Source organism: uncultured Phenylobacterium sp. (genome assembly GCF_902826855.1).
Lineage (GTDB): Bacteria > Pseudomonadota > Alphaproteobacteria > Caulobacterales > Caulobacteraceae > Phenylobacterium.
The window spans coordinates 7,442-17,389 of sequence record NZ_CADEGK010000098.1 but is presented as its reverse complement, the minus strand read 5'-3'; the positions used below and the strand labels follow the sequence as shown (position 1 = coordinate 17,389).

Here is a 9,948-nt window from a genome sequence, read left to right as displayed (position 1 = left end):
GCACCGCCTTGGCGTCCGCCGGCGTGATCTCGGGATCGGGATTGGCCATGGCGAAGATGATCGGCTGCTTGGCCATGTCCTTGACCATGTCCTGGGTCACCGCGCCCTTGGCCGACAGGCCGAGGAAGATATCGGCGCCGACCAGCGCCTCCTTGAGGGTACGAGCGTCGGTATCCACGGCATGGGCCGACTTGAACTGGTCGATGCCGGCGCGGCCCTTGTAGATCACGCCCCTGGTATCGCACATCGTCACGTTGTCGTGGCGTACGCCCATCGACTTGATCAGCGCGGTACAGGCGAGCGCCGAGGCGCCGGCGCCGTTCACCACCACCTTGACGTCCTTGAACTCGCGGCCGGTGATGAAACAGGCGTTGACCAGGCCGGCGGCGGCGATGATCGCGGTGCCGTGCTGGTCGTCGTGCATCACCGGGATCTTCATGCGTTCGCGCAGGGCCTGCTCGATGATGAAGCATTCGGGCGCCTTGATGTCTTCCAGGTTGATGCCGCCGAAGCTCGGCTCCATCATCGCGATCGCCTCGATCAGCGCGTCGGTGTCCTCGCTGGCAAGCTCGATGTCGATCGAATCGACGTCGGCGAAGCGCTTGAACAGCACCGCCTTGCCTTCCATGACCGGCTTCGAGGCGAGCGCGCCGAGATCGCCGAGGCCCAGCACCGCGGTGCCGTTGGAGATCACGGCCACCAGGTTGCCCTTGGAGGTGTATTCGTAGGCGAGCTCGGGGTCCTTGGCGATCGCCAGCACCGGCACCGCCACGCCCGGCGAATAGGCCAGGGAAAGGTCGCGCTGGGTGGCCATCGGCTTGGTGGCCTGGATGCCGATTTTGCCGGGCGTCGGGTAGCGGTGGAAGTCCAACGCCTCCTCGTCGGTGAAGGTGCGTTTCTCGACCTGGTCCATCTGTATGTCCCGCCCCCAGCCGCCAGGGGTGCGTCCCCTGGCTCTTCGAATTCCCGGAAGCGGTCAGCCTATAGACCCCGGGTCATAGGGACAACGCCTCCAGAATATGACGGGGAACCTTTGGCGCGGCCGTCGGGTTGATGCCGTCGGGTGCGGGGGCGCGCAGATGGGAAGACCTGCCTATGCACAAACGCCTCGCCTACGCCGCCGCCGCGGCGCTCGCCCTTGCCACCGTTCCAGCGCTGGCCCAGACGCCGGCTTCCGGTGCGGCCGGCCAATTGCCAGGCGCGTCGCCGCCACAGGCGACTCCGGCGACCCCCGCCACACCGGCGATGCCTGCCACGCCGGGGGTTTCGTCGGCCACGCCAGCAACGCCTGCTACGCCGGCCGTCCCCCCTTCAACCTCGGCTGAGGTCGATACCTCAACTTCGTCCGCCGCCAGCGCCTCCTCCTCCGGCGCCAACGCCAGCGTCACGACCGGCATGGCCGTGAAGGACTCGACCGGTGCAACGATCGGAACGATCACGGACGTGAAGGCCGCGGCCGGCGGCAAGAAGACCGCCACCATCAAGATGGGCTCCGACACCTTCGCGGTGGATACCGGCAGCCTGGCGGTCGCCAGCGGCGCGGCTACGGTCAACGCCAGCCAGGACGAGATCAAGACGATGCTGAGGAAGAAGTAGGCGCCAGAAGATCCCGTGAGGATATGGAAGGGCGGTCCCAAGGGCCGCCCTTTCTCGATGGGACGTTGCGGCCATTGACCGCGTGCCGCCCGCGCGGGAGTTAAGGGCCTCACGACGGAGAAACCGCCTTGCCCGCCCCGATCAGGATCGCCGTCGCCGGCGCGCTCGGCCGCATGGGCCGCGCGATCACCGCCGCCGTGGAGGCCGACCCGACGCTAGCGCTCGCCGGCCCCTTCGACCGGCCGGAGCTTGCGGGCGAGGGCCTGGTCTCCGCCGCTGAGGCGCTGGCCGCCGCGGACGTGGTCATCGACTTCACCACCCCCGAAGCCTCGGTGGCCCTGGCCGCCCAGGCGGCGGGGCGAGGGGTCGCCCTGGTGATCGGCGCCACCGGGATGTCGCCCGACCACCTGCGCCGCATCTCTGAAGCCGCCGGGCGCGTCCCCGTGGTGCGCACCGGCAACTTCGCCCTTGGAGTGAACATGTTGATCGGCCTGGTGGGCCAGGTCGCCAAGGCCCTGCCTGCCAGCGCCTATGACATCGAGGTCCATGAGGCCCACCACCGCCGCAAGGTCGACGCGCCTTCCGGCACTGCCCTGATGCTGGGCGCGGCGGCGGCTGAAGGTCGCGGCGTGGCGCTCAGCGAGGTGGCGCGCCACGGCCGCGAAGGCATCACAGGCGAGCGGCCGGTGGGGGAGATCGGCTTCTCGGTGCTGCGCGGGCGCGGCATCGTAGGCGAGCACAGCGTGGTCTGCGCCGCCGAGGACGAGATACTTACCCTGTCCCACTCCGCCCGCGACCGGGGCCTGTTCGCGCGCGGCGCGGTGGCGGCCGCCCGCTGGGTGGTCGGCAAGCCGCCGGGTGAATACGACATGCAGCACGTGCTGGGCTTCCGGCAGTGACCGAAAGCCTGCTCGAGCAGGACGCCACCGCCCAGCTGGCCGCCCTTGCCGGCAAACGCGTCTCCGCCGTGGAACTCCTGAAGGCGTCGCTGGCCCGCCACGCCGAGACCCACGCCGCCCTGAACGCGGTGGTCGCCGCCGATCCGGAGCGGGCTCTGGAGCAGGCTCGGGCGATCGACGACGCCCGCTCCCGCGGCGAGAACGTGGGCCTGCTGGCCGGCCTGCCTATGACGGTCAAGGACACCTTCGACGTGTCCGGCATGGCCGCCTCCTCGGGGCTGGCCGCCTTCCGCCGCCGGATGGTGGGCGACGCCGCGGCGCCCGGCGCTGCGCGCCACGCCGGAGCGGTGATCTGGGGCAAGACCAACGTGCCGGTCATGGCGGCGGACTGGCAGAGCGCGAACGGCCTCTATGGGGCGACCAACAATCCCTGGGACCTTGCCCGAACACCGGGCGGCTCCTCGGGTGGGGCGGCGGCGGCGCTGGCGGCGCGGGTGACGGCGCTGGAGATCGGTTCCGACATCGGCGGCTCGCTGCGCGTGCCGGCGGGCTTCTGCGGCGTGTTCAGCCACAAGCCGACCTGGGGCCTCGTCTCCCAGCGCGGCCACGTCCCGCCGCACCCGGGCTCGCACGCCGAGCGGGACCTGAACGTGGTCGGCCCGATGGCGCGTTCGGCGCGGGATCTGCGCCTCCTGCTGTCGATCCTGGAGAACGGCCCGCTGGCGCCCAAGGCCCCGCCCGCCGACCTCCAAGACGCGCGCATCGGCCTGTGGCTGGATGACCCGCTCTGCCCGCTCGATCCGGAGGTGCGGGCGGTGATCGAAGCCTTCGCCAGGGACCTGCGCTTGGCCGGCGCCGAGGTGGAGCTCATCCAGAGCCCCACCGACATGCGGGTCCTGCTCCACAGCTACCAGACCCTGCTGGGCGCGATCCTGGGCGAGGACATGCCGCCCAGCGCGCTCCGCGCCATGGAACTGCGGCGTCCGTTCGCCAAGGCGGCCCTGGCCCGGGGCGCCGAGCCGCTGTCCACCGCCGCCATGACCGTGGCCTACACCGCCCGCCACCGTGAGTGGATGGCCGCCGACGCCGTGCGTGCGCGCCTGCGCCACGAGATCGCCGAACAGTTCGACCGCTGGCACGTGATCCTGGCGCCCATCACCCCCGTACCGGCCTTCCTGCATGACAAGCGACCCTTTGCGCGGCGGTCCCTGAAGACCTCTGACGGGGGGGGCATCGCCTACAACGCCCTGATCACCTGGATCAGCCTGGCGACCGCCCTGCACCTCCCGGCCACAGCCATACCCGCCGGCCTCACCCCGGGCGGCCTCCCTGTCGGGGTCCAGCTCATCGGCCCTCTAGGCGGAGACGCACGCTGTCTGGCGCTCGCCCATGCGATCGACGAGAACGTCCGTGGCTTCGTGGCTCCGCCGCTCTAGGTCCCCTGACGGGCCGCTTCCTCCTCGACCTGCCCCAGCCGGTCCTTGCCGAAGAACATCTCGCCCCCGACGAAGAAGGTCGGGATGCCGAAGACGCCGCGCTCGACCGCGGCCTCGGTGTTCGCGATCAGTTCCGCCTTCACCTCCGGGTCCTGGGTGGCGGCGACCAGGCCCGGGCCGTCCAGGCCGGCGGCGCTCAGGACCCGGACCACGACTTCCGGGTCGTCCATCTTCTCGCCGGCTTCCCACATGGCCGCGAGCACAGCGGCCACGTAAGGCTCTTCCATCCCGGCGCGGCGGGCGGCGACCAGGCCGCGCATGATCAGCAGGGTGTTGACGGGGAAGTGCGGGTTCTGGCGGAAGGCTACAAGCCCATGCTTCGCCACGAACCGCCGGGTCTCCAGAGCCTCGTAGGCCAGCTTCCCCTTCACGCCGCCGAAGGCGACCATCGGCGAGGCGTTGTTGGCGGCCCTGAAGATGCCGCCCAGCAGGCAAGGGATGCGATTGACCCTCGCCCCGGTCCGCCCCGCGATCGCGGGCAGGACTTTCTCCGCGAGATAGGCGTTGGGGCTGCCGAAGTCGAAGATGAAGTCGATGGTGGCCATCGCGGCGCTCCTCACCAAGTCTCTCGCCAGGGGCGCAGATCAAGCTCGTGGGTCCAGGCCGATCTCGCCTGGCGGTGGACGGCCACGAAGGCCTGGGCGATGTCCTTCGGCCTCAGGATCTCGTCGTTGGCCAGTAGCGCCTCGGCGTTCTCGCGGACGCCGCGGATAAAGACACCGTCTATGCCGCCGTCGATCACCACATGGCCGACGTGGACGCCCAGCGGCCCTAGTTCTCGCGCCATGCTCTGCGCAACGGCCCGCAGACCGTGCTTTGCCGCGGCGAACGCCGAGAACCCCTCGCGCCCGCGGACGCTTGCCGTGGCCCCGGTGAACAGGACAGTGCCCCTGCCCCGCGGGACCATCACCCTGGCCGCCTCGCGCCCGGCCAGGAATCCCGCGAAACAGGCCATCTCCCAGACCTTCGTGAACACCCGCGCCGTGGTCTCGCGGATGCCGAACCGCACGTTCGCGCCGATGTTGAAGACCACCACCTCCAGCGGCCCGACGTCGCGCTCGATGGTGTCGAACAGCGCGACCATCGCGTTCTCGTCGCGCGCGTCCACCCCATAGGCATGCGCCGCCCCACCGGCCGCCCGAATGTCCTCAGCAACCTTCTCCAGCGCCTCCAGGTTGCGCGCCCGACGGGTCATGCAGACGGGATAGCCCTCCGCCGCAAAGGCCCTGGCGATCGCCGAGCCCAAGCCGTCGCCGGCGCCGACTACCAGGCAGACGGGTTTGCGCTCCGACATCACCCACTCCATTCGGATTTCGAACTAACTAAGTCTTGAATCCGAACTGAGTCAACGGCAGGATCGCCGACGATGAAGTGGACCGATCTTCCGGACGAGGACTGCTCCGTGGCTCGCTCGGTGGCCGTCATCGGCGACCGCTGGACGTTGATGATCCTGCGTGACCTGTTCCTGGGGGTGCGGCGCTTCGAGGCCTTCGAGAGGCGCCTTGGCATCTCCCGCAGCATCATTGCCGACCGGTTGAAAAAACTCGTCGATGAAGGCGTCCTGCGCCGAGACGCCTACCAGGAGAACCCCGTCCGCCACGAATACCGCCTGACCAACAAGGGCTTGGCCCTGCACCCGGTGATGATGGCGATCGTCCATTGGGGCGACGTGCACCGAGCCGGCGCGGCGGGCGCACCACTGATCCACCGGCACAAGGCCTGCGGCTGTGACTTCGCCCCGGTGATGAGCTGCTCGGAATGCGGCGACCGCATCACCGCGCGCGACGTCGAGGTCCGTGCGCGGCCGCGTTAGCTTCTCCGCCCCAAACGAAGGGCCGGCGCGGGAGTTTAGCCCGCCACCATCCGCCGAAGCCGGTCCAGCGCGCGGCTGGCGAGGCTGCGGCGGGGCGCTGCGCCGGGCGCGCCCGGCGGTAGCTGGTTCGACAGCGGCGGGGCGGTGGTATCCATGAATGCGTCAGCTACGGGGGCCACCATTCGCCCTGTTCGCCACGATCTCGCTGGTGCGGACGTCCGGGGTCTGACGCCGGAAGGCGATCCGGCCGGCGAAGGGCGCCGAGAGCATCGGCGTCCAGTAGGCGCAGTCGTCGAACATGTAGTGGGTGACTTGGCTCTTGCGGCTCCTGCTGCGATCGGTGTGCGGCGCCCCGCCGTGGTGCAGGCCCGCATGCCATATCAACGCCTGGCCCTTGCGTGGATGGAACCGCACCGGCGCCACGCCCGAAGCCTCACGCTGCTTGGCCCAGATGGCGTCGAACTTCCCCAGGTCGTCGCCGATGCGGTCTGCGGGCGGGGCGATGCGCCCGATGTGCTCGTTCAGGAACAGCCGCCAGCGGTGGCTGCCGGGATAGTAGATCAACGGCCCGGCCCCGTCGGCGACGTCCTCCAGCGCCAGCCAGACGCCGCACATGAAATTCTCCGGCATGGAGGCGAAGTGGACCAGGTCGACGTGGGCGGCCTGCTGTGAGCCGATGGCGAAGTTCAGCGTCTGGAAGGGGAAGGCGCGGCGGCCGTAGACGCGTCCCAGCAGGTCCACCACGTGGGCGTTGGCCGCGATCCGCCGGACGCTGTCGTTGTAGCTCCAGGCCTCCCCCACCCGCTCCAGGCCATCGAGGCGTCCGGCCCGCCAATCCTCCCAAGGCAGTGAGGAGAACAGGGTGCGATCGATGTCGGCCGCCAGGGCGTCCAGGTCCGGCTCCTGGAAGTCTAGGGTGGCGAAGCCGTCGCGGTGGAGCTCGGTGGCCACGCGCCGGGTCTCGGCGTCCCAGTTCGACGTCTCCAGGATCTCGTCGAAGAACGGGCTGTCGATCAGGGGCACGCCCGGAAGCAGATCGCGCACTGAAGCCATGTCTCGCCTGGGAAGCTGGTTGCCTATCGCCCGCCGGTCGACCCGAAGCCGCCCGCGCCGCGCGCCGTCTCGTCGAGGCTCGCGACCTCCGCCCAGCGCGCCTGCGCCACCGGGGCGATAACCAGCTGGGCGATGCGGTCGCCGCGGCGCACGGTGAAGTCCTCGGGCCCATGGTTGATCAGGATCACCTTCACCTCGCCGCGATAGTCGGCGTCCACCGTGCCCGGGGAATTCAGGCAGGTGACGCCGTTCTTGAACGCCAGCCCCGAGCGTGGCCGCACCTGACCCTCGAAGCCGGGGGGCAGGGCGAAGGCCAGGCCGGTCGGGACGGGGAAGCGGTCGCCCGGTCGAAGCACCAGTGGCTCGTCTTGCGGCACCGCCGCGCGCAGGTCCATGCCGGCCGCCTGGGCGGTCTCATAGGCCGGAAGCGGAATCCCCTCGCCGTGCGGCAGGCGGGTGATCGGGACGGTCGGGGACGTCACTGGAACTCCTGCGCGATGCGGGCGGCGAGGCGGCGGGCCACCTCGCCCTTGGCCATGCGGTCCCATCGCTCGATTCCCTCGGACGTGACGATGGCCACGGCATTGTCGTCGCCGCCCAGCGTGCCGCCCTGGCCGACGTCGTTCGCGACGATCCAGTCGCAGCCCTTGCGCGCGAGCTTGGCGGCGGCGTTGGCCTCGACATCGTCGGTCTCGGCGGCGAAACCCACCACCAGCTTCGGCCGTCGGTTTGACTTCGACAGCGTCGCGAGGATGTCCGGGTTCTCCACCAGGCCAAGGGCTGGCGGGCCGTCCGCGCCCTTCTTGATCTTCGAGCCCTGCAGGTTCTGCGGCCGCCAATCGGCGACGGCCGCTACGCAGACGGCGATATCCGCCGGCAGGGCCGACTCGCAGGCCGCCAGCATCTGGCAGGCGGTCTCCACCTCCACACGGCGGACGCCCGCGGGAGCCGCCAGCGCCGTCGGGCCGCTGACCAGGGTCACATCGGCGCCAAGGGCGGCGAGCGCCTGGGCGATCGCATAGCCCTGCTTACCCGAGGAGCGGTTGGTGATCAGCCGCACCGGGTCGATGGGTTCCGCGGTGGGGCCGGCGGTGATAACGGCGCGCTTGCCTTCGAGCGGGCCGCCCCGCCCGAGGGCTGCCATGATGGCCGCGAAGATTGCGGGCGGCTCGGCCATGCGGCCGGCGCCGTACTCCCCGCAGGCCATGGCGCCTTCGTCGGGGCCGACGAAGACGACGCCGTCTGCGCGCAGCGTCGCCAGGTTCCGCTGCGTGGCGGCGTGCTCCCACATGCGTACGTTCATGGCCGGAGCCATCAGGACGGGCTTGTCGGTGGCGAGCAGCGTGGTGGCGGCGAGGTCGCCCGCCAAGCCGTTCGCCGCCTTTGCCATCAGGTCGGCGGTGGCCGGCGCCACGACCACGAGGTCGGCCGAGCGGGACAGCTCGATGTGGCCCATCTCAGCCTCGTCGGTGAGACTGAAGAGTTCCGAATAGACCTTGTCCTCGGCCAGCGCCGAGAGGCTGAGCGGCGTGACGAACTGGGCGCCCGCCGCCGTCAGGATCGGACGGACGCCGACGCCGGCCTTGCGCAGGAGCCGGATCAGCTCCAGCGCCTTGTAGGCGGCGATGCCGCCGCCGACGATCAGGAGAACCCGCTTCTCGCTCAAGGCCGAGGCCCCCATCAGTGAGGGCCTCGATTTAGGGCATCGGAGGGGACTCGACAAACCCGTGAGCTTGTGTTCATTATTTGTTCCAGCTTGGCCTTACCGGAGATTAAGGGATGCCTGGAACGAGGACTCTGTTGCTGGCCGCCGTGGCCCTGACCCTGGCGGCTTGTGACAACGGCCCGTCGGCTGTCGCCCAGAAACCATCGAGCGGAACGCAGGTGGCGGCGAACACAGGCGACGAGGCCTATTCGGGCGCGCCGTCTGCTGACGAGACCACCCGGGCCGACCGGCGCGGCGAGCCGGTGAAGCTCGTGGACGGCAAGCCGATGTGGTCGGCCAGCCGACGGTATTCGGCCGATGAGAACGCGCGGCGGGCCTTCGAGCGCAACGGCCGCGACTTCGGCGCCAGGGACCTTGAGGCCTTCGTGCAGAAGGCCCACGACTTTGTGGGCGACCCCCCCAAGGGCACGCTGACGATGACGCGGCGCAACGGCGACACCCTGTTCTACGACCCCAAGGCCAATGTCTTCGCCGTAGCCAGCCGGGAGGGCGCGCCGCGCACCATGTTCCACCCGGACGAGGGCCGCGCCTACTGGGAGGAACAGAAGGCCCGCGAGCAGCGCCGCCAGAGCGCCGCCTCCCGCCGCGACCGCGACGACGACGCCTAGCGGAGCAGCAGGCCCGCTGCGAACGCGCCGCCGGCGACCAGGGCGCCGAGCGCGAACCACAGCAACGGGCCCGACCGCACCGGCCCCACTACCGCGACCGGCTGCGGCGTCGTCATGCGGGCGATGTTGCGCAGCGCGCTTTCGGCCTCGCCGGCGAAGCGGCGTATGCGGGTGACGGGCGATAGCTCGCGGGCGATCCAGCGGCTGACGACCGGCTCGGCGGCCGCCCAGATGTCGTGAGTGACGTCGATGCGGCGGGCCACCCCCTCGACGGTGACCATGGTCTTCTGCAGCAGCACCAGCTCCGGCCGCAGGCGCATCTCGTAAAGGGCGGTGATCTCGAACAGCTGGGTCAGCACCCGGCTCATGGCCACGGCATTGGACTGACGGCCGAACACCGGTTCTCCGACAGCGCGAAGGGCTTGGCCGAAGGCCGCGACGCTGTGGTGGGCCGGCACGTAGCCCGCGTCGAAGTGCACCTGCGCGACCCGTTCGTAGTCGCGCCGCAGGAAGCCCCAGAGGATCTCAGCCAGGTAGCGCCGCTCGGCGGCTCCCAGCCGCCCGATAATACCGAAGTCCACCGCATAGAGCTTCGCCGGCGCGGCTGCGAACAGGTTGCCCTCGTGCAGGTCGGCGTGAAAGACGCCGTGGTCCAGCGCCTGGGCCAGGAAGGCGCGCGTCAGGTTGTCCGCCAGCGCCTTGCGGTCCAGGCCCGGCTGGTCCAGCGCCGCGTCGTCGGTGAGCGGCAGCCCTTCCG

General features: G+C 70.3%; 13 protein-coding genes. 5 read left to right on the top strand and 8 right to left on the bottom strand.

Annotated features, from left to right (window positions below; translation table 11 throughout):
- Positions 1–913, bottom strand: a 913-nt coding sequence (locus QZV94_RS14235) for a malic enzyme-like NAD(P)-binding protein (protein ID WP_293678569.1), incomplete at its 3' end; no start/stop codon positions are given.
- A gap of 199 nt (positions 914–1,112) precedes the next feature.
- A complete protein-coding gene (locus QZV94_RS14230; protein ID WP_293678568.1) occupies positions 1,113–1,397 on the bottom strand; it encodes a hypothetical protein in 285 nt (94 codons plus the stop codon).
- Here QZV94_RS14230 and QZV94_RS14225 point away from each other — a divergent pair.
- From QZV94_RS14225 to QZV94_RS14215, 3 genes are all read left to right on the top strand, one after another.
- Positions 1,396–1,596, top strand: coding sequence for a hypothetical protein (locus QZV94_RS14225; RefSeq protein WP_293678567.1), 201 nt, complete (start codon positions 1,396–1,398; stop codon positions 1,594–1,596). The genes QZV94_RS14230 and QZV94_RS14225 overlap by 2 nt on opposite strands.
- Before the next feature lie 128 nt (positions 1,597–1,724).
- Positions 1,725–2,495 (top strand): 4-hydroxy-tetrahydrodipicolinate reductase, encoded by a 771-nt coding sequence (gene dapB / locus QZV94_RS14220; protein WP_293678566.1) that lies wholly within the window; start codon positions 1,725–1,727, stop codon positions 2,493–2,495.
- Positions 2,492–3,931 (top strand): amidase family protein, encoded by a 1,440-nt coding sequence (locus tag QZV94_RS14215; RefSeq protein ID WP_293678565.1) that lies wholly within the window; start codon positions 2,492–2,494, stop codon positions 3,929–3,931. Before dapB ends, QZV94_RS14215 begins: the two co-directional genes overlap by 4 nt.
- Here the strand turns inward: QZV94_RS14215 and QZV94_RS14210 are convergent.
- Positions 3,928–4,536 carry a 2-hydroxychromene-2-carboxylate isomerase gene (locus QZV94_RS14210; RefSeq protein WP_293678564.1) on the bottom strand — a complete coding sequence of 203 codons (609 nt, stop codon included), beginning with the start codon at positions 4,534–4,536 and terminating at the stop codon, positions 3,928–3,930. The two genes, QZV94_RS14215 and QZV94_RS14210, sit on opposite strands and share 4 nt — an antisense overlap.
- Positions 4,537–4,547: 11 nt before the next feature.
- The gene (locus QZV94_RS14205; protein WP_293678563.1) at positions 4,548–5,285 is read right to left on the bottom strand and encodes an SDR family NAD(P)-dependent oxidoreductase; all 738 of its coding nucleotides are present in this window, start codon (positions 5,283–5,285) and stop codon (positions 4,548–4,550) included.
- A gap of 72 nt (positions 5,286–5,357) precedes the next feature.
- Here QZV94_RS14205 and QZV94_RS14200 point away from each other — a divergent pair, with 72 nt between their 5' ends.
- Entirely contained in the window at positions 5,358–5,804 is a 447-nt protein-coding gene (locus QZV94_RS14200) for a helix-turn-helix domain-containing protein (RefSeq protein ID WP_293678562.1), read from the top strand.
- 162 nt (positions 5,805–5,966) lie between these two features.
- Here the strand turns inward: QZV94_RS14200 and QZV94_RS14195 are convergent, their stop codons facing one another.
- From QZV94_RS14195 to coaBC, 3 genes are read right to left on the bottom strand one after another with little or no spacing between them, the layout of a single operon-like run.
- Entirely contained in the window at positions 5,967–6,848 is an 882-nt protein-coding gene (locus QZV94_RS14195; protein WP_293678561.1) for a phytanoyl-CoA dioxygenase family protein, read from the bottom strand.
- Positions 6,849–6,880: 32 nt separating this feature from the next.
- The gene (gene dut / locus QZV94_RS14190) at positions 6,881–7,339 is read right to left on the bottom strand and encodes a dUTP diphosphatase (protein ID WP_293678560.1); all 459 of its coding nucleotides are present in this window, start codon (positions 7,337–7,339) and stop codon (positions 6,881–6,883) included.
- The gene (gene coaBC / locus QZV94_RS14185; RefSeq protein ID WP_293678559.1) at positions 7,336–8,523 is read right to left on the bottom strand and encodes a bifunctional phosphopantothenoylcysteine decarboxylase/phosphopantothenate--cysteine ligase CoaBC; all 1,188 of its coding nucleotides are present in this window, start codon (positions 8,521–8,523) and stop codon (positions 7,336–7,338) included. Before coaBC ends, dut begins: the two co-directional genes overlap by 4 nt.
- Before the next feature lie 113 nt (positions 8,524–8,636).
- Between coaBC and QZV94_RS14180 the strand changes: the two genes are divergently transcribed.
- Positions 8,637–9,191 carry a hypothetical protein gene (locus QZV94_RS14180; RefSeq protein ID WP_293678558.1) on the top strand — a complete coding sequence of 185 codons (555 nt, stop codon included), beginning with the start codon at positions 8,637–8,639 and terminating at the stop codon, positions 9,189–9,191.
- Here the strand turns inward: QZV94_RS14180 and QZV94_RS14175 are convergent.
- Positions 9,188–9,948 (bottom strand): AarF/UbiB family protein (locus QZV94_RS14175; RefSeq protein ID WP_293678572.1); only part of this gene is annotated, 761 nt, incomplete at its 5' end. The two genes, QZV94_RS14180 and QZV94_RS14175, sit on opposite strands and share 4 nt — an antisense overlap.